At 63.3% G+C, this 17,785-nt stretch carries 17 protein-coding genes and 1 pseudogene; 11 read left to right on the top strand and 7 right to left on the bottom strand.

Annotation, left to right across the window (positions count from 1 at the left end; translation table 11 throughout):
* The first annotated feature begins 108 nt into the window (after positions 1 to 108).
* Positions 109 to 1,065, top strand: coding sequence for a zinc-dependent metalloprotease (locus CP556_RS12305; protein ID WP_098725887.1), 957 nt, complete (start codon positions 109 to 111; stop codon positions 1,063 to 1,065).
* Between the two features lie 254 nt (positions 1,066 to 1,319).
* Here the strand turns inward: CP556_RS12305 and CP556_RS12300 are convergent, their stop codons facing one another.
* Both CP556_RS12300 and CP556_RS12295 read right to left on the bottom strand, forming a co-directional pair.
* On the bottom strand, positions 1,320 to 1,538 hold the full coding sequence (locus CP556_RS12300; protein WP_098725886.1) for a hypothetical protein: 219 nt from the start codon (positions 1,536 to 1,538) through the stop codon (positions 1,320 to 1,322).
* Positions 1,535 to 1,936: a nuclear transport factor 2 family protein gene (locus CP556_RS12295; RefSeq protein ID WP_098725885.1), complete on the bottom strand. Its 402-nt coding sequence runs from the start codon at positions 1,934 to 1,936 to the stop codon at positions 1,535 to 1,537. The genes CP556_RS12300 and CP556_RS12295 overlap by 4 nt, the downstream gene beginning before the upstream one ends.
* Before the next feature lie 269 nt (positions 1,937 to 2,205).
* On the opposite strand from CP556_RS12295, the pseudogene CP556_RS12290 reads away from it, so the two are divergent.
* The 3 genes and pseudogenes from CP556_RS12290 to CP556_RS12285 all read left to right on the top strand — a co-directional run bounded on the left by CP556_RS12290 (position 2,206) and on the right by CP556_RS12285 (position 4,631).
* Positions 2,206 to 3,417: pseudogene (locus CP556_RS12290) on the top strand (IS4 family transposase).
* A 134-nt stretch (positions 3,418 to 3,551) separates the two neighbouring features.
* Positions 3,552 to 4,169 carry a hypothetical protein gene (locus tag CP556_RS25305; RefSeq protein ID WP_141551673.1) on the top strand — a complete coding sequence of 206 codons (618 nt, stop codon included), beginning with the start codon at positions 3,552 to 3,554 and terminating at the stop codon, positions 4,167 to 4,169.
* Positions 4,170 to 4,253: 84 nt separating this feature from the next.
* On the top strand, positions 4,254 to 4,631 hold the full coding sequence (locus tag CP556_RS12285; RefSeq protein WP_141551672.1) for a hypothetical protein: 378 nt from the start codon (positions 4,254 to 4,256) through the stop codon (positions 4,629 to 4,631).
* Positions 4,632 to 4,925: 294 nt separating this feature from the next.
* Here the strand turns inward: CP556_RS12285 and CP556_RS12280 are convergent, their stop codons facing one another.
* Positions 4,926 to 5,477 (bottom strand): hypothetical protein, encoded by a 552-nt coding sequence (locus tag CP556_RS12280; protein ID WP_098725883.1) that lies wholly within the window; start codon positions 5,475 to 5,477, stop codon positions 4,926 to 4,928.
* A gap of 146 nt (positions 5,478 to 5,623) precedes the next feature.
* On the opposite strand from CP556_RS12280, the gene CP556_RS12275 reads away from it, so the two are divergent.
* Positions 5,624 to 5,884 carry a hypothetical protein gene (locus CP556_RS12275; protein ID WP_098725882.1) on the top strand — a complete coding sequence of 87 codons (261 nt, stop codon included), beginning with the start codon at positions 5,624 to 5,626 and terminating at the stop codon, positions 5,882 to 5,884.
* Here CP556_RS12275 and CP556_RS12270 read toward each other — a convergent pair.
* On the bottom strand, positions 5,881 to 6,459 hold the full coding sequence (locus CP556_RS12270) for an SPW repeat domain-containing protein (RefSeq protein WP_098725881.1): 579 nt from the start codon (positions 6,457 to 6,459) through the stop codon (positions 5,881 to 5,883). The two genes, CP556_RS12275 and CP556_RS12270, sit on opposite strands and share 4 nt — an antisense overlap.
* A gap of 594 nt (positions 6,460 to 7,053) precedes the next feature.
* On the opposite strand from CP556_RS12270, the gene CP556_RS12265 reads away from it, so the two are divergent.
* The 4 genes from CP556_RS12265 (at position 7,054) to CP556_RS12250 (ending at position 12,344) form a co-directional block, all read left to right on the top strand.
* Entirely contained in the window at positions 7,054 to 9,801 is a 2,748-nt protein-coding gene (locus CP556_RS12265; RefSeq protein ID WP_098725880.1) for an AAA domain-containing protein, read from the top strand.
* A 96-nt stretch (positions 9,802 to 9,897) separates the two neighbouring features.
* The gene (locus tag CP556_RS12260) at positions 9,898 to 10,740 is read left to right on the top strand and encodes a phosphatase PAP2 family protein (protein WP_176548178.1); all 843 of its coding nucleotides are present in this window, start codon (positions 9,898 to 9,900) and stop codon (positions 10,738 to 10,740) included.
* Between the two features lie 170 nt (positions 10,741 to 10,910).
* Positions 10,911 to 11,084: a hypothetical protein gene (locus CP556_RS27135; protein ID WP_343124873.1), complete on the top strand. Its 174-nt coding sequence runs from the start codon at positions 10,911 to 10,913 to the stop codon at positions 11,082 to 11,084.
* Positions 11,085 to 11,180: 96 nt separating this feature from the next.
* Positions 11,181 to 12,344: an ion channel gene (locus CP556_RS12250; protein WP_098725879.1), complete on the top strand. Its 1,164-nt coding sequence runs from the start codon at positions 11,181 to 11,183 to the stop codon at positions 12,342 to 12,344.
* Here CP556_RS12250 and CP556_RS12245 read toward each other — a convergent pair.
* Positions 12,308 to 13,309: an AIR synthase family protein gene (locus CP556_RS12245; RefSeq protein WP_098725878.1), complete on the bottom strand. Its 1,002-nt coding sequence runs from the start codon at positions 13,307 to 13,309 to the stop codon at positions 12,308 to 12,310. The two genes, CP556_RS12250 and CP556_RS12245, sit on opposite strands and share 37 nt — an antisense overlap.
* Positions 13,310 to 13,593: 284 nt before the next feature.
* On the bottom strand, positions 13,594 to 14,595 hold the full coding sequence (locus CP556_RS12240; protein WP_098727390.1) for a TIGR04024 family LLM class F420-dependent oxidoreductase: 1,002 nt from the start codon (positions 14,593 to 14,595) through the stop codon (positions 13,594 to 13,596).
* Positions 14,596 to 14,808: 213 nt separating this feature from the next.
* Here CP556_RS12240 and CP556_RS12235 point away from each other — a divergent pair, with 213 nt between their 5' ends.
* Positions 14,809 to 15,966 carry an MFS transporter gene (locus CP556_RS12235; protein ID WP_098725877.1) on the top strand — a complete coding sequence of 386 codons (1,158 nt, stop codon included), beginning with the start codon at positions 14,809 to 14,811 and terminating at the stop codon, positions 15,964 to 15,966.
* A 246-nt stretch (positions 15,967 to 16,212) separates the two neighbouring features.
* Entirely contained in the window at positions 16,213 to 16,617 is a 405-nt protein-coding gene (locus CP556_RS12230) for a carboxymuconolactone decarboxylase family protein (RefSeq protein WP_098725876.1), read from the top strand.
* A gap of 214 nt (positions 16,618 to 16,831) precedes the next feature.
* On the opposite strand, the gene CP556_RS12225 is transcribed toward CP556_RS12230, so the two are convergent.
* The gene (locus CP556_RS12225) at positions 16,832 to 17,608 is read right to left on the bottom strand and encodes an SDR family NAD(P)-dependent oxidoreductase (protein WP_098725875.1); all 777 of its coding nucleotides are present in this window, start codon (positions 17,606 to 17,608) and stop codon (positions 16,832 to 16,834) included.
* Positions 17,609 to 17,785: the final 177 nt, after the last annotated feature.

The following is a 17,785-nucleotide window of genomic DNA, read 5'->3' as shown; positions in this document are numbered from 1 at the left end:
TGGCAGTCGCAATCGCCGACCTGTCCGTCTCCGGCCGACGGCGTCGAGTTTTCGCACCGACGCGAACCGAGCCGAACGCTTTTGCGCGTCCTCGTCCTAGCCGGAGTTGTGAATCTCTATCGTAGCGCCCGGGCCGTCGCCGGGGCGTCCGGTGACGACGCGATCGACTGGCGGTCGGCCGCCGATGCCGCCAAGGCGGCGACCGATCCGGGCTCGCTCGACCTCGAGCCCGGCGAGCGCGAGGCGTACGCTCGCGACGTCCGGGACGCGCGGGCCGCCGTGCGGTCGGTTTCCGGCGTCGAGTTCGACGTGCCAGAGACCGTCGAGATCCAGAACCGCCACCACTGGATCGACGCGAACGTCGCCACCTTCGAGCGGGTCATGCAGACGCTCGAGACCCACACCGGCGCGTTCCCGGGCGTCGCCCGGACGATCAATACGGGGACGATGACCGTCCTGCTCTCCTTCCTCGGACGGAACGTCCTCGGCCAGTACGACCCCCTCCTGCTCGCCGACGCCCCCACGGACGACCACGCACTGTACTTCGTCCGGCCGAACATCCTCAACGCCGCCGCGAAACTCGACGTCGACGCCGACCGGTTCCGCCGCTGGATCGCCTTCCACGAGGTGACCCACGCCGCCGAGTTCGGGGCCGCGCCGTGGCTCTCCGACCACCTCGAGGCCCGCATGGAAGACGGGATCGCGACGCTCTCGGAGGGATCGTTCGACCGGGACGCGTTCCGCGATCTAGACGCCGCGATGACCGTCGTCGAGGGCTACGCCGAACTCCTGATGGACCACGCGTTCGACGAGGAGTACGAGGACCTGCGGCGCAAGCTGGACGAACGGCGTCAGGGGCGGGGTCCCCTGCAGAAGCTCTTCCGTCGTTTGCTCGGCCTCGGACTGAAGGAACGCCAGTACGAGCGCGGCAAGAACTTCTTCGAGCACGTCCTCGCCGTCCGCGACCTCGAGACGGCGAGTCTCGTCTGGGAGCAGCCCGAGAACCTGCCCAGCCACGACGAGCTCGACGCGCCGGGGACGTGGATCCAGCGCGTCGATCGCTAGGATCGATCGTTTCTCGAGGTGTTGTGTCTCAGCTCGAGGGAGAAATCGCTACTCTGCTGGTGATACGAGATCGTAGCATTGCCGGAGTCAAGCGTCCTGCTATCGTGGCAACAGGGAATCGCCACGCCCTCCCCAACCGATTCGTTCGTTCCCGTTGGTCACTCACTCATCCCTCGCACGGCTTCAGATCACGGTTCCCTCCACGGTCACCGTGATCCAGCGCGCGCCACCGCCTGCGGATTCGGCATCGTGGTTCAGTCAGTCGTTATCCAAATCAAGTACCAGAGCAACGCGCCGCCGGCGACGATACCGCCGAGTATCGCCGCGCCGATCACCGGCAACGGGGCGTTGCTCTGGAGGGCGACCAGCCCGCCGGAGAGCCCGACCAATAGGACGAAGACGGCTTTGAGCTGATCGCCCCCGTTCGTCAGGTCGCTCGAGCGCGACGAGCCCCGCCTAGGACCCCGACTCACAGTTCCCGGGGTGCGCTGACGTGCATCGCGACGAACCGCCAGTCGCTCGCGCTCGAGCCGTCGTCCGAATCCCGTTCGACCAGCGCTCCGCTCCAGCGGCTGTCGAACCGGAACCGTTCGCCGGTCGTCGTCTTCGTCCAGGCCATCGTCACCTCGTCGGCGACCGTCGCGACTCCGTCCCGTTCGGTGACGAGGAGATTGTGGCTCTCGACCGTCCACTCGTCGGTCGTCTCGGTCTGTTCCTCGAGGGCCGCGGCGATCTCGCTCCCGCCGAACAGGGACTCGCCGATCCCGAACTTGACGGTCCGCTCGTCGTCGGCGAAATAGGGGGCGAGGGGATCGCCGTGCCGGAGTGCATCGTAGTACTCGCGAACGACGGCCTCGGCGTGGTCGCTCATAGAGGATCCGTTGACGTCCGGTTCCAAAGGCCCACCGGCCGCAGTCGCAGGCGCGTCCGTGGGACTCGAGTGAGCATCCATCTGTAGTTAGTCGAGGAACCGCGTGACAGCCACGGCTTATCGAGGCATCTTTTCGGAAGAGTGAAGAAGTCGAGTCCGTGTACAACTATTGTAGCCGCTGAAAGTCAATTCCCACCCGGTCATACGACGGCTGTGCGATCGGTGTGTGAATCGTTTCAGTTGTTACTATCGACTTCCTCACTCGAAGTATGAGTCGGCTCGCTACACTGTTTCCCCTGAGTTCCTTGAAGAGTACGCCGAAGAACTCGGCGTGGTCGAACGTGACCGTGATCTTCGAATCCCGTTTTCGTTTGCGTGTTCGTGTTCGGCTTCGCCGCAGGTGAGAGCCGAACACTCGCTGGTTTCCGACGTAGCGACAACGCTACTGCCGATGAGACGCTCTCTCCCGGCGGCTTCTATCAGCGGTTGGCTCCTTGCCCGCGGAGTCTCTCCGCGACCTCGTCGAAGTCGAACTCAACGAGGTCGTTGTCCCGGATACAATTAATACAGATTTTGACCGATTCCGTGACGTGATGGTCGCTGACAAGACGATCCTGCGGTTACATCGTTTCTCGCTGATACGCATGGCCCACGGAAAGGGGAGCAGGGTGGAGCCCGGCTCCACCTGTTCCACAACAGCACTGATCGGACGGCTGACCAGTTCAGTGTCACTGACGAAAGAGTACACGACAGCACGGAGTTTGACACAGGCCCGTGGTTCAAAGACCTGTTAGTACTGTCGATCAAGCGTACTCCAAGTATCGCCGGTTCGCACTGATTGACGAGAATGACGGCTACTTGGTGAGTCGGCTCAAATCAAACGTGAACCCCAAGATGACGGAGAATTACCGGAATGGCGTGGCGATGTCATTCCCTTGGAGGGTGAGAAAACCGACGACGTAGTCGATAACCTCTATCGGCAGTATATCGATTTTGAGGTCGAAGCAAAATTCCAGCGGAGAGAATATGCAGGGACGCAGTCGTAGGACACGAAGACGTTCCACGTCGTTAGCGGCCTCGTTGCGGACGCTAACAACAAATATCTGTGTATCATGAATTTCCGGCGAAGAGAGCTCTTGCCGGCAAATCTGGCGACGAACTACCGCTATAGGCGGGAAGTTGAGTTGTTGTTCCGCGAACTCAAGACGCAATACTCGTTAGACGAGTTTACCACGAACAAGAAGCACATCGTTGAGATACTGCCGTACACGGCGTTGCTGTCACTGCTGGTCAGCCGTGATCTGTTGGATCGGGTCACTGAGTAGGCAGACTATAAATTCGTGTTTCTACCAGAGCGCTGAGCGGTGACCTTCCGGTCGCACACCCAGTTAATTCTTCACAAACTAGGTGAACACCTCGGCTACTCTCCGCCACCGTTGCCGGGACAGCTGATCAACGACGCTCAGAAGACACACGAATAACGACCGATACTCCAAGAGACTCGCTACCGCTACACAGCCAAGTATTGGGCCTTAAAAAATACTATCAACATAGTATATTTATGTCTTTAGAATAATACGAAAAGTATATATTAAAAGAGATTTATTATCCAGACATGGTAAATAAAAAATGCCATGATAGTAAAAGGAAGGAAGGGATTGGTAGAACTATTGATTGTGCACGAACACGCCGGTCTCTATTACGAACAGGCTCTATCATCGGCGCGACTTCTCTTGTCGTACCTGGAATAGCTGCCGCAAATCCTGACTCAGATGAAGTTGATTCTATAGAAGAACCCTCTAATGAAGAGGAAGGCTTTAGACCAGGTATTGAAACAAACCTTACCGAACTGGTCAAAGAATCAGAGGGACAGGCCAAAGTTCAGGGAGGTCAGGTTGGAACTCAGGACCACGACGTAGACCCAGGTGTCCGGACTTGGGGTGGTACGAGGGAAGTTATGGGAGTTGAAGTTACATTTGAGCTAGCAGTTGGGGAAAGTGTAGGATGGTTTGAAGTTGGTGCTTTAGGCCAGAGTATGAAAGAAGAATTTAATCGTGCAGATGGAAATTACCATTGTTCAAGCAGAAAATTCGATGGACTAGTCGCATATGTTGATTTCGACTACTGCTATAATTTTAGTGATAATTCCACCACAATCGAACTTGAAGGATGTCGTCCATCCTTCTCAGGGTGGAAGTGTACACACATCAAGGACTCCGGCCATCCTGTTTAGGCGATCTGTTTAACAGAGAGTGGCCGTTCACGGATCCCTATAGGTATAGCAAAGTTTATCTGCAATAAGATTCTTGGTGAAAACATGAGTTGGCTAGAGAACCTTTCACCAACAATTTGGACGTACATGATTATGGGAGTAGTAGTCGCTCCGATAGTTCTTCTGCCAACTATTTATGGAAGTTTACTCATCATCGAGAGTGATATCAGGCTACTTACTGAAACGGCACTGTTATTTCTTAGTCTGTTAGGGTTTGTTGGAATCACTTTGATATTCATTTTCCCAATCGTGGTGTATAAGGATGCGAAGAGCGTTCTGGGAACAGATTCAGAATGGCATCCTCTCCCACTTCTATACACTCTCGGGGGTATTTTTGGATTTTTCATCCCACTTCTCCAACAGATGGTTGGGATTATTTTTCTATACAAGCGGTATAACTCGTCAAGCGCCACCCATCTTTAGCTACGAGACGAACAACGTGACAGGACGGCTTATCAAGGCTTCTTTTCGAGAGGAATGAGAGGGCAAGAGCTGTGTCTAACAGCGCCTCCTCGTCGAGCGACGAGCGGCCGACACAAGCAGTCGCGAACGAAGTGAGCGATTTGCGACGAGAGAGCGCTGCTCTCTCGGCATCAAGCGAAGTCGAAGACTTCGCGGACCTCGCGAATCTCAGATTCGCTCAGTCACGAAAGAGCGCTGAGCGCTCTTTGGAACGACACCGCCGGAGTGGGGCAACACCCCACGGAGGCGGCCTTTTTACATAAAGCCGCGATCGACCTCGTCAGTCTCGATAAGGTCCTCGAGTTCGCTGCTCAGCAACTCGTCGGCCTCGTCGAACCGGTCCGCGAGGTCCTCGAGTTCGTCGGGCCGATCGTACTGGTCGTACGACATCGGACCGAACGCGGGGCTCTCGAGGGCCTCCATCACGTCGTCAAAGAGGTCCTGCGGACTGGTCGGCGCGTCCGCGTGCGTCTCGAGGACGGTCTCGAGGCGCTTCCCGACGGTTTCGGCCTGCTCCTCGTCTTCGGGCGGGGATTGCACTGCGAACCGGCCGCCCGAATCCCGCTCGGGGAGGAACGAACCGATCTCGTCGTCGAGGTTTCGGGCGACCCGCGCGCCGACGCCGCGAACCTCGAAGGGATTCTTCGCGTACGTTTTCAGGAAGAAGACGCCGGCTCGGGGATGTGCGAGGTACATATCCTCGCCGACGCCGCCGGCGCGGTCACCGGCGACGGCGCGCCAGTCCTCCGGATCGACGGTCCGTTCGGTGGCGTCCTCGAGTACGTCCTGCCACTCGCGAATCCGCATACTAGACGAGTCGGTCGCCGGCAGAATGAACGTATCGGTTCCACCGAAAGACGCCGCAGAGAGAGTATCGGGGTCGCTAGCGGCCGATCCGAACCAAAAAGAATACGAGTGGGTCCCCGAAGATAGCGGTAACAGACGCTTTCCCTATGTCCGGCCGCCACTCACTCTCGTTCGTCGAACTGTTTCGCGCGACGCCGGCGAAGAGCGCGTTGTTGACCTTCGCACCGCTGGCGCTGGCGCTGGGTCAGTTATGGAATAGTTACGTCAACGGCGTCTCGCCCGCCGTCTCGATCACCTTCGCCGTCGTCATGGTCGGTTTCGCCGTCGTCGCGATGGGTCACCACGCCGCCGAACACCGCATCCGCCGGCTCGAGGCCGAGTACGGCCCGGATCGGGCGAAACTTTAGGTCCCAGCCCCGGACTCGGTCGTCACCGACCGCGCCTCGCGAGCCTCGTATACGTTGTACCCCGCCAGTCCGGCGATCACCAGTCCGGCGGCGAGCGTACTCCAGAACAGGCCGCCGATCATCTCGAGCAGCGCAGCCGAGACGATCAGCCAGATCCCAAGGACGGCGATCAGGGACGCGATGGCGGTGCTGAGCGGAATGTCGTTCGTCAGTCGGTAGTAGTTGTAGCCCGCAGCAATGGAGATCACGAGTCCGACCAGCACGTCGTTCCACAGCGGTGCTGCCGCGGTCTCGAAGACGAGCACCGACAGCGCGACCCACGCACCGAGGACGGCGACGAGCAGGCTGAGTACCGATGTCTTTCGCCGCCGTTCCTCGTTCGCGACCTGCGTCGACTCGTCGCGCGGGTCCCGTCCAGCGGAGTGCTCCCCGTCACCGACACCGGTGCCTGAGTCGATGTCGTCGGACGCCGCTTCCGCACGGTTGGTCGGCCCGTCGCCGGTTCCGGCCCCGGCGTCGGTCTCGGTGTCGGACCCCCCGTTCGTCCGACGATCGTCGCCGTTGGGATCACTCATGGAACCGAGGTTCGCGTCCCGCTCGCAAAAACGGCACGTCCGTTCCGCTCGTTCCCTTCCCGTCACTATCCCATTGATATCGAAGACGGACTCGAGTCCCAGTGGGAACGGCGTTGACATCCTCCCCAACCTGATGGGTGAGGATTCCCGACCGCGTTTGGGATGGTTACGGTTTGTAGCTGCCCGGCATGGACAACTACTGGCTGTGCCAACCAGCCGTTACTCCCATCCTCTCGAGGAGGATTCAGCGGGGCTTGTACTGTCGCACCCCGCCTCACTACGGAAGAGGGTATCTTCCGCTGAGAGACAGGGAATCCGATACTGTCCAATTACGTGGGCGAGTAGACCGGCTCGGGAAGATAATAGCACGTTGATAGGTGCTTAAAACAGAAGTTTTGTTGCGATTTATATATTCCGATTCATCCCTCAACGGCGTGTATCCCCGCCGTAAACGGCGAGGCTTTACGCCTGTTCTGCCCGGTAACATCGAATTACCGCCGTATGAGATCGACGGTTCGTGGGATCAGGAGCGGGAGGGCGAGTGCGGTCCGGCGACCGATAGCGTTTTTGATCGCTCGATCCTGATGGAACACTGTGCACGTACGCGGAACCGTCGCGGGCGAGGTCGACGTGCGGTCGGTGTCCACGAGCTACGGCGAGAGCGAACTCGCGGAGGTGCCGCTCCGGCCGGCCGAGGACGCGTCGAACGGCGCGGCGACCGATGACGAGACGCCACGCCCTCGAGGCGACGGCGGGACGGTGACCGTCGCGGACGGCCGCGAAACCACGACGGTCACGCTCTGGAACAAGTGGACCGAGTCGGCGGAGTTGCTCGAGCCGGGGATGGAACTGCTCGTGACGAACGCGAAAGAAGAGGAGTACAACGGGGAGATGCAGTACGCGACGACGGGCGACTCCTACGTCGTCGTCGAGCCGTCCTTCCTCGTCAGCGTGACGTCGATCCGCAACTGGGTCCAGTGTCCCCGGCTGTATTACCTGAACAAGCTCTCCGGGGTGCCGCTGAACTACCCCGTCGTGAAGGGGACGCTCGTCCACGAGGTCTTCGGCGACCTACTCCGCGGGCGCGACCTCGAGGAGTCGATCGACGCCCGCGTCGAGGAGCGGGGGCTCCAGCTCGGCTTGCTCGGTGAAACGCCCGAGGCCGTCACCGAGGAGATCCGAGAGAACGCGAAAGCGATCGAGGGCTGGCTCGAGCAGGGCCGGCTGACAGACGACGACAGCTGGCGCTCGGAGCAACTGCTCATCAGCGAAACGTTCGGTATCCGCGGGCGGGCCGACGCCGTCCGCCGCGGTGCCCCGGTCGAACTCAAGACGGGCAAGAACCTCAAGAAGGAGCCCCGGTTCAAGGACAAGGTGCAGGCAGCCTGTTACGCGCTCTTGCTCGAGGAACACGGCGGCGACGTCGATATCGGAACCTTACTTTACACGAAGAACTCGGCGCTGGATCGCAACGAGGAGACCGGCGATCTCACGCCCGCGAAGGAGTTCACGATGGGGGACGGTCTCCTGAAGTACGTCGTTCGTCTGCGCAACGAGATCGCGGCGAAGGAGACCGCCGGCGATATTCCGACCGGCTATGAGGCCGACGCGAAGTGCGAGTACTGCTTCGAACAGGACACCTGCATGGTCGTCTCTGGCCGCCTCGATCAGGAGTCGAAAGCCGGCCAGATCGGCCAGTCGCTGCCCGAGGAAGAACTCGAGTACTTCGACCGATTTTACCGCGCGATCGAGGAAGAACGCCGCGAGGTCCACCGCGAGTACGCAAAGCTCTGGGAACAGACGGCCGAAGAGCGGGCCGACGACGACCGCGCGCTGATCAATCTCGAGTTCGTCGAGAAGCGGCCGCTCGAGGAAGGACGCTGGGAACTGCGGGCCGAGCGGACCGGCGGCGCGACCTCGAAGCTCCGCGAGGGCGATCTGGTGCTCGCGAGCGACGGCCATCCGGTTCGCGGCGATTCGGAGTTAGCGTGGGTCAAGCGGTTAGACGACGAGGTCGTGCTCACGGCGGACGAGCCGGTCGAGGTGACGCGGCTCGACGTCTACCCCTCCGAACTGACGACCGACCGGCTGCTCGTCGCGATGCACGACGCGCTCCTCAAAGGCGACGAGCAGCGCAAGGACATCCTGTTCGGGAGAGTGGATCCCGAATTCGAGACCATCGAGGAAACGTTCATCGACAACAACGAACGCCAGAACGAGGCCGTGACGAAGGCGGTTGGAGCGGAAGACTGCGCGCTGATCCACGGGCCGCCGGGCACCGGGAAGACGTATACTATCGCCCGCGCCATCCGCGCGATGGTCGAGCGCGGCGAGCGCGTCCTGCTCTCTGCCTTCACGAATCGGGCGGTGGATAACGCGCTCGAGGCCCTGCTCGAGCAACTCGAGGACGTGATCGACGAGGATCGCGTGGTTCGCGTCGGCTCCGAGAGCGGGATCCGCGACGACATGGAGCCCTACCGCCTCGAGCGTTCGGGGAATCCCGAGGACCGCGTCGCGAAACTCCAGAACGCGCAGGTGGTGGCAGCGACGACGTCGACCTGCGGCTCGCGGATCATGAAAGAGCAGGCCTTCGACGTCGCGCTGGTCGACGAGGCCGCACAGCTCACCGAACCCGGAACCTGCGCGGCGATCAATCTGGCCGAGCGGTTCGTACTGGTCGGCGACCACGAGCAACTCCCGCCGGTCGTTCGGGCCGAAAACGACCTCACTGAGTCGCTGTTCGAGCGGCTCGTCGATCTCCACCCCGAGGCCGGCGTCATGTTGACCCACCAGTACCGGATGAATCAACGCATTCAGGTCTTCGCCTCGAACGAGTTCTACGACGGCCGGCTTCGACCCGCGACGCCCGAGGTCGCGGGCCGGACCCTGGACGACCTCGAGGGCGTCTCCCGCAATGGACTGCCCGAGAACCTTCGGGATCCGGTCTCGTTCGTCGATGTCGAGGGCGACCGGAGCCAGTACACCGACAGCGAGGAGGCCGCACGGATCGCGGACCTGATCGAGACCTACGAGGCCGCGGGCCTCGAGCGCACCGACATCGGCGTCATCGCCCCGTTCCGGGCGCAGGTCTCGGAGATTTCCAAGCACGTCCCCGACGACGTGGCCGTCGACACCGTCGACCGCTTCCAGGGCTCGAGCCAGGAGGTCATCATCGTCTCCTTTACCGCGACCGGCTCGCTCGAGGGACCGATCTTCGAGGACTACCGGCGGATCAACGTCGCCCTTACCCGGCCGAAGCGCGCGCTGGTGCTGGTCGGCGACGCGAGTGCGCTCGCATCAGATCCGGTCTACGAGCGGATGCTCGAGTGGGCGCGGCGGTAAGCCGTCACGTCACGACGCGGACCGATCACGGAACCGACTTGGCCACCGACCGATACTCCCTCCATTTATGCCCCGGTGAGAGTAACGACCGATGACATGCGACTCAGGGAGCAAAGCACCGCCGTCCGTAATATCGTGCCGACCGAATACGCGGAGGTCGTCGTGTTTATCACGGAACTCGGCGGAACGACGCTCCTCATGTTCTTACTCGCCGTGCTGTTTTGGTGCGCGGATCGCCGCCGGAGCGCGCTCGTGATCAGCTACGCGGTCGCCGGCCTGGCGCTCTTGCTCTCGCTCAAGGCCGCCTTCGAACTCCCGCGACCACCGGCGGACGCCATGTTGCTCCCGCTCGAGGGAGAGCGCGAGGGGTACGGCTTCCCGAGCGGTCACGCGTTCGCGGCGGCGGTCGTCTACGGCGGACTCGTCTCGGTGTACGATCGGGGCGACGACTGGCGGGCCGTCGCCGGTGCGAGCACGCTCGTCGTCGCAGTCTCGCTCTCGCGGGTCGCCCTCGGGGTCCACTACCTGGGCGACGTGATCGTCGGCGCAGTCCTCGGAATCGCCTTCATCGGGGTCATGAACCGCCTCACACGCGGCGATCCGACGATCGGGTTCGGCATCGCGCTCGCCCTCGCCGTTCCCGCCGCTGCGGTCGTCGGAACGACGGACGCGCTGCTCGGACTCGGCGGCTCGATCGGCGGGCTACTCGCCACGCGGCGGCTCGAGGCCCTGCCAGCACTGCGATCCCGACTCGAGGGCGTCGTCCTCACCGGTCTCGGCGGCGGATTCGTGGCCCTCATCACGAGTGTCGAACCCGTCGTCGCAGCGGTCGAGCCCCTGCTCGTCGTCCTCTACGCGATTCTCCTCGCCGGTATTGTTCTCGCTCCGGCCGCCGTCGGCCGTCTCGAGGTCGGCGCGCTCGAGTCGCGGCGGGCGTAGGAGCGCTACCGGCGACCGGTCGTTCGACCGCCGAGCGCTCCCAATGACGATTGCAGACGCAGGGCCCGCGTTTAGTGCCGCCTTGCGTGTGGATTACGACCGGATTTGATACTGAGCGGGATAACGAGCGCGCGTCGGCCGAGTCGACTCGCGGAACGGAGGACGAACCGATGAGGACGCTCACCTGGCGCGGCGAACAGGACGTCCGTATCGACGACGTTCCCGAACCGGAGATCGTCAACCCGACAGACGCGATAATCGAAAGTAGCTCCTCCGAGGCCGTTCCGTCGGGGTTCCCGTCTGTGATCTTCGCCTTGACTCTCGGAGGAAATCCCCACCAATAAGTCAGTGCCAAGAACGCTCACAGTCCACAATTCGTGTGCCCCGTCGGGTGGCGGACTCGACCGGGGGTTTACCGCCGCCGTCGGTGTGGAATCGCTATGTTCGAGGCGCTTCACCCGCGTCGACCCGGCGGTCGCGTCGCTGTCTGGATCGTCGCCGCAATCGCCCTCACGTCGATCGCGACCGGCGTCGGCGCGATTCTCACTCGGCCGGCCCTCGAGACCGGCGGCACGCTCGGCGATCTTCAGGCCGTCGCGGAGTTCAGCGGGACCATCGTCGGCTTTGCCCTGCTCGTCACCGCCTGGGGGATGCGTCGAGGCTATCGGCTGGCGTACGTCACCGCCGTTCTCCTCGTTGCCCTGTCCGGGGCACACGGCATCGTCCAGTTCCGAGCGGTGTCAGTCCCGCTCGTCGTTCTCTCGGTCGGCGGACTCACCGTCCTCGTCGCCACAAGCGGTCGGTTCACGCGCTCGAGTACCCTCGACGCGACGCAGATCGGTGCGTTCCTGTCTATCGTCGGCGTCCTCTGTTATGGAACCGCCGGAGCGTACGCGCTCAGAAGCGGGTTCGACGGGGTCACGACCGTCGTCGACGCGGTCTACTTTACCATCGTGACCGCGAGCACGGTCGGCTACGGCGACGTCCACGCGAGCACCGAAGCGGCGCGTCTGTTCGCCATCTCGTTGGTCGTCCTCGGACCGGCGACCCTGGCCGCCACGGTCGGCAGCCTGTTCGGACCCGTGCTCGATACCCACCTCGCCCGAACCGGTCGCGAGGCAACGGCTCGTCTCGGTTCCGACGCTGCCGCGGCCGGAGGCGAACCGGGGACCGGCGCGGAAATCGTCGTTTTCGGGTCCGACGAGACGATCGCACCGATCGTCGACGCCCTCGCGTCCCGCGCGTCGGTCGCGGTCGTGACGAGCGATGAGCGCTCACGGCGTTCGGACGGCGTCGACGTGATCATCGGAGATCCGACGGCCGACGGCACGCTCGAGCGGGCCGGCCTCGAAACGTGCGATGCGGTACTCGTCGGGACCGCCGCCCTGCGAGACGCGGACGCGGTGATCGCCGCGGCTCGGTCGCACACGGACGCCAAAATCGTGGCCCTCACGGGTGGGGAAACCGAGTCCACCGACCGAACCGAGGCGGACGTCGTGGTCGACCCCGAAACCGTGCTGATCGAGGTGACCGTCGACGCGCTGCTCGGAACCGACGGGGTCGTGGGTCAGTCGTCCGCGTCGGCGGCCTCCCACAGCGGATAGAGATCGTCCTCGATCGGCTCGGTGATCAGCTCGCCGTCGAGAACGAGTTCGGGTTCGCCGCCCTCGAGGCCCCGAACGGCCCCTATCTCGGCGGCCTCGATTCCCGCAGCCGCGAGCTCCTCGAGACAGTCGTCCAGTTCGTCCGCGGGGACGGTCGCGACCAGCGCGCCGGAGCCGAAGATCCGCAGCGGATCGACGCCGGCCGCCTCGCACAGCGCCGCCGTCTCCTCGCGGATCGGGACGGCGTCGCGATCGACCTCGAGCCGGACGGTCGAGGCGCGGGCCACCTCGAGCAGGCCGGCCGCGACCCCGCCCTCGGTGGGGTCGTGCATCGCCGTCGCGTACTCGCGGACGATGCGGGCCTCGGGAACGACGCTGATCTCATCGAGGAACCCCTCGGCGCGCTCGTGGGTTTCGGAATCGACGCCGAGTTCGTCGCCGAAGTCGGCCGCGAGGATGGCCGTTCCCTCGATCCCCGCGGCTTTGGTGAGGACGACGGCGTCGCTGGGCTCCGCGCCGCCGGTCGGGACGAACCGATCGGTCGTGCCCATCGCCGTCAGGGAGAGCAGCGGCCGCTCGAGCTGGTCGACGTACTCCGAGTGGCCGCCGACGATCGACGCGCCGACCGCCCGCGCGGCGGCGTCCAGGTCGTGGGAGATTTCCTCGAGAGCGCTCTCATCGGCTCCGGCGGGAAGCAAGACGACGGCCGTCAGCCAGCGCGGGTCGGCCCCCGAGACCGCGACGTCGTTGGTGGCGACGTAAACGCCGAGAGTGCCCACCTCGGCGGCGGCCAGGGAGATCGGATCGGAGCTGACGACGAGCGTCCCCTCGCCGTCGGGCCAGTCGATCGCGGCGGCGTCCTCGCCGTCCGCGGGGCCCTGTACTATCGTCTCGTCGGTTTCGGCCGCCCCCGTCCGCTCGAAGACGTGCGCGAGCAGGTCGTCCGGGCTCACCTTGCCGGGCATACCACGAACTGGGACGATGGGCCGTTTGTAGCTGTCGAAGAATTCGTTCGCGACGGTTGGGTATACGACGGACTCACTTACCAGAACACCCCGAAAGCCCCGACACCGCTCACGGGCTGCGACTCGCTGTGCTCCTCGGCTCGCTATACTCGCCTGCGGTGCTTACATCGTCTCGCACCGTGAGCGGCGTCGCCCCTTTCATTCCCACCCGAACGTGGTTTGGTAGGGGTGCTGTCGGATACCGCACACGTCCATGCAGAAACCAATTCGACCTCAATACCCGTTCAGGCGTCGGGCGCGACCGCTTCCATCGTCTGCCGAACCTGCTCCTCGCTCGCGCCGCGGGGGAAGCTGACCGCGACGGCGTCGAGGCCGTCGACCGCTTCGTAGGCCTCGAGTTGCTCGCGAACGGTTTCCGGATCGCCGGCCGCGCAGAGGTCGTCGAGGATGTGCTCGTCGACGAGCTCGAGAGCGCGCTCGCGGTCGCCGTCCTGCCACGAATCGTAAATCTCGGTCGCCTCGTCGTACCCCTGGCGCTCGAGGGAGTCACGGTAGAACGTCCCCATCCCGCCGACGTAGAAGCCGATGTGCTGGCGGGTGAGCGCGCGGGCCTCGTCGGGGTCGTCCAGCGCACAGCAGGTGACGCCGGCGGTGACCTGCACGTCGTCGGGATCGCGGTCGCCGAGTTCGGCACCGCGCTCGATGTCATCGATGCGGTCCGCCATCCCTTCGGGGGTGAGCATGATCCCGTGCCAACCGTCGGAGAACCGACCCGCCAGTTCGACTGCCTTGGGCCCCATTCCAGTGACCTCGACCGGCGGTTGCGTTTCCGGTGGATCACATCGAAGGCGGAACCCCGAGAGTTGGAAGTCGTCGCCGTCGTAGTTCACCGTCTCCCCCGACAGCACTTCTCGAACGATTTCGACGGTTTCGCGCGTCCGTTTGAGGGGGTTCCCGAACTCCACTCCGTGCCAGTTCTCGATCACGACGGGGCCGCTCGGGCCGAGCCCGAGCCGGAACCGGCCGTCGGAGAGCTCCTGCAGCGTCGCCGCCGTCTGTCCCAACAGCGCCGGCGAGCGCGAGTAGGTGTTGAGGATGCTCGAGCCGACGTCGATCGAGTCGGTGCGCTCGGCCATCGCCGTCAGGACGGTGACGCCGTCGCGTCCCCACGTCTCCGGGAGCCAGGCGCAGTCGTACCCGCCGTTCTCGGCGGTCTGTGCGTAGTCGACGATCGAGTCGATCGTCGGCTGTGCGGCCACCGGCAGGTGGACATCTCTGTCTGTCATCATCAACCACAGACGGAACGGTGCCTTTTGGGTGTATGGGAACCGGGGGCCCGAAGACTATCGTTTACAGCTCGGGATCGAACGCGGCCTGAACTAGAATGCGGCCTGATATTCGTGTTGCGCGCACGTCGGGCCGATCCGGAGCGACCGTCAAACCGCCACGGAATCGTCCGGTTTCGGAACGTTTGAGAGCCGTTGTCGGAACTAGTGACTGTGACCCGAACGCGACTCTTCGCCTCTCTCTGTGGCCTCGTCTTTTTGCTCAACCTCGCCAGGGTCATCTTCGCACCGCTGCTGGACGTGTTCATCACCGAATTCGCGATCGGCGAGGCGACCGCCGGACTCATCGTGACGCTCGCGTGGGTCGGGAGCGCCTCCCTTCGTCTGCCGACCGGGTGGCTCCTCACGAAGGTCTCGAGACACCACATCGTGGTCGGGTCGGGGATGATTCTCGCCGCGTCCTCGGCGATCGCTGCGACCGCGATGACCGTCCCACAGCTCATGGGCGGGGCCTTCCTCATGGGCATCGCTTCCGGAGTCTACTTCGTCTCGGCGAATCCGCTGTTGAGCGAACTATTCCCGTCGCGCGTCGGCCACGTTATGGGAATCCACGGGGCTGCCAGCCAGATCGCCGCGGTGATCGCCGCCCCGTTCGTCGCGCTCACGCTCATCGTCGACTGGCGGCTCTCGCTGTGGGCGATCGCCGTCGGCGCAGCAGTAGTGACGGCCGCCACGTGGATTATTGCGAGGAACACCGAGATGCCGAGCGCGGGAGGGGCCGATCGCGACTTCGTCGCCGGTGCGCTCTCGGAGTGGCGGCTCATCGTCACGGCGCTGGCGATCGTCGGCGCGCCCGTCTTCGTCTGGCAGGGCCTGTTCAATTTCTACGAACTGTATATGCAGTCGAAGGGACTTTCTGATCGGATGGCGGGGATGATGCTCACGATCGTCTTCGCTGCCGGCGTTCCCGCGTTCTACTTCGGCGGCGATCTGGCCGACAGGTTCCCGAAGGTTCCCTACCTGCTCGGAATCGTCGGCGCGTTCGCCGCAAGCCTTCTCGTACTGACGGCAGTCGACGGCCTGTTCGCGCTGATCGCGGTCACCGCGGTCGTCGGCTTCGTCATTCACACGCTGTTCCCGGCGACGGACACGTACCTCCTCGATACGTTGCCGGATTCGACGCGGGCGAGCGCCTACGCCGTGTTCAGTTCGGTCTGGATGCTAACGCAGGCGCTCGGTTCGTCCGCCGTGGGTCTCTTCCTCGAGCGCGGCTACACCTACGACGCGGTGTTCAGCGGTGCCGCCCTCCTCCTCGGCGGTTCGATCGTCATTCTCGTCCTCCTCGAGCGACGAGGCAGACTTCCGAGTTGATCCGTCGACTGCTGAGAAGTAGCGATCGTCGACGAAAGCCGAGATCGGGGTCCGACGACGGATTCCCGCGATCGCTACCGGTCCAGTAGTTATTCAGATTGTCGATAAATATACGTGCCGTGCTATCAAATGACTGTGTGATAGTTTCATCTCCCCTCGAGGGGAAAGAGAGCATGGGTTTCCGGTCGTCACCGGGGCAATCGGCACTGTTTCCGACGGCGGACGCGAAATCCGGAGGAGGGGATAATGGTATCAACCGAAACACAAGCGGAGATAGCGGAGTATCTCGGACGGGTTCCGAGCTGGATCGAGGCGCTGCCGGAGCCGGCCGCGGACCACAGCTGGGGAATCGTTCGGGATCTCGAGCTCGGAGAGACGGAGCTCGAGCAGCGGGAAAAGGCGCTCGTCGCCCTCGGCGCAGCGGCGGCAATCCAGTGTCCGTACTGCATCCGCTTCCACAGAGCGGAAGCGGAACTCGAGGGGGTGACGGACGCGGAGATGTCCGAAGCAATCGCCGTCACGAGCGGCGTGCGCTACTTCTCGACCGTGCTCCACGGGGCGGAGGTCGATCACGACGAGTTCGCGACCGAGACCGAAGCAATCGCCGAGCACGTCGAAGAACAGCGATCCGCGGCACCGAGCGACGACTGAGACGGTCTGGTGTAACGGTGTACCGGAGCAACCGCACGGCGGGTCGCGGTTGCGCCGAGACACAGTGGCGGTAGACCGTCTGAACGGCCGGATATCCGGTCACGATATTTCTTTTACCGAGCGACGATTTCTGTCATCGAACGGCGACCGGTGGACGCTCGAGGACTGGGACGGCCGCATCGTGAACCGAGTCGCTCGAGTGAAGCGGGGGTGTTTACATGTCGCGATCTTCGGAAATCTGCGGGACGCCCTGCACCGTGATCGTTTCGCCAACGATGTACGACGAGGCGGGGCTGGCGAGGAACTGCGTGACATCGGCGAGTTCCTCGACGGTCCCGATCCGGCGCGCGACCTCCTCGCGGTCGATGCTGTCCGCGGAGACGCCCATCTGGCTCTCGACGCCCGGCGTGGCGACGAAGCCCGGCGCGATGCAGTTGACGCGGACGTCGTCGTCGGCCCACTCGTAGGAGAGCGTCGTCGTCAGGTTGATCACGGCGGCCTTGGCCGCGCCGTAGGGGCTCATCAGCGGCGAGCCGCGCTGGCCGGCGACGCTCGCGAGGTTGATCACCGAGCCGCCGCCGTCCTTGAGGTGCTCCGCAGCGGCGTGCGTGCAGTGATAAGTCCCGTTGATGTTGATGTCGACGATCGTCTTCCAGCCGTTCGGCGAAATCTCGTCGAACTGGGCCATGAAAGACGCGCCGGCGTTGTTGACCAGCACGTCCAGCCCGCCGAACTCCTCGACGGTGGCCTCGACGAGCGCATCGACGGCCTCGCGGTCGGTCACGTCGCACTCGACCGGCAGCGCCCGGCCGGGACTGTCGCTTTCGTTGATTCCCTCGGCGACCGGATCGACGTTCTCCTGCTCGCGCGAGCAGACGACGACGTCGACGCCGTCCGCGGCGAAGCGCTCCGCGATCGACTTCCCGATGCCGCTCGAGGAGCCCGTGATGATGGCGGTCTCGCCGTCGACGCTGAACTGGTCCGTACTCACGCGCGGTCACCTGCAACTGCGACTCGAATTTGCTTCGTTACCATTGTTAGACTCACCCGCACATTCACATCAGTTGTTAATAAAGATGGGGATGGATACCGTACCGTTAAGTGAGTGGCAAGCACTGACACAGATATTCACGCGACGGCGGCAGGACGGTCGCCGTCACGGACACGA

It is taken from the genome of Natrinema sp. CBA1119 (genome assembly GCF_002572525.1).
Lineage (GTDB): Archaea > Halobacteriota > Halobacteria > Halobacteriales > Natrialbaceae > Natrinema.
The sequence above is the reverse complement of the archived record's forward strand: the minus strand, read 5'-3'. Positions and strand labels throughout refer to the sequence as shown.

What these genes read in the sequence shown, in the direction of transcription:
- CP556_RS12295 (WP_098725885.1), bottom strand. Translation starts at nt 1,936, where the DNA reads ATGAGCGACCACGCCGAGGCCGTCGTTCGCGAGTACTACGATGCACTC.
- CP556_RS25305 (WP_141551673.1), top strand. Translation starts at nt 3,552, where the DNA reads ATGGTAAATAAAAAATGCCATGATAGTAAAAGGAAGGAAGGGATTGGT.
- CP556_RS12285 (WP_141551672.1), top strand. Translation starts at nt 4,254, where the DNA reads ATGAGTTGGCTAGAGAACCTTTCACCAACAATTTGGACGTACATGATT.
- CP556_RS12280 (WP_098725883.1), bottom strand. Translation starts at nt 5,477, where the DNA reads ATGCGGATTCGCGAGTGGCAGGACGTACTCGAGGACGCCACCGAACGG.
- CP556_RS12275 (WP_098725882.1), top strand. Translation starts at nt 5,624, where the DNA reads ATGTCCGGCCGCCACTCACTCTCGTTCGTCGAACTGTTTCGCGCGACG.
- CP556_RS12270 (WP_098725881.1), bottom strand. Translation starts at nt 6,459, where the DNA reads ATGAGTGATCCCAACGGCGACGATCGTCGGACGAACGGGGGGTCCGAC.
- CP556_RS12260 (WP_176548178.1), top strand. Translation starts at nt 9,898, where the DNA reads ATGCGACTCAGGGAGCAAAGCACCGCCGTCCGTAATATCGTGCCGACC.
- CP556_RS27135 (WP_343124873.1), top strand. Translation starts at nt 10,911, where the DNA reads ATGAGGACGCTCACCTGGCGCGGCGAACAGGACGTCCGTATCGACGAC.
- CP556_RS12250 (WP_098725879.1), top strand. Translation starts at nt 11,181, where the DNA reads ATGTTCGAGGCGCTTCACCCGCGTCGACCCGGCGGTCGCGTCGCTGTC.
- CP556_RS12245 (WP_098725878.1), bottom strand. Translation starts at nt 13,309, where the DNA reads ATGCCCGGCAAGGTGAGCCCGGACGACCTGCTCGCGCACGTCTTCGAG.
- CP556_RS12240 (WP_098727390.1), bottom strand. Translation starts at nt 14,595, where the DNA reads ATGACAGACAGAGATGTCCACCTGCCGGTGGCCGCACAGCCGACGATC.
- CP556_RS12230 (WP_098725876.1), top strand. Translation starts at nt 16,213, where the DNA reads ATGGTATCAACCGAAACACAAGCGGAGATAGCGGAGTATCTCGGACGG.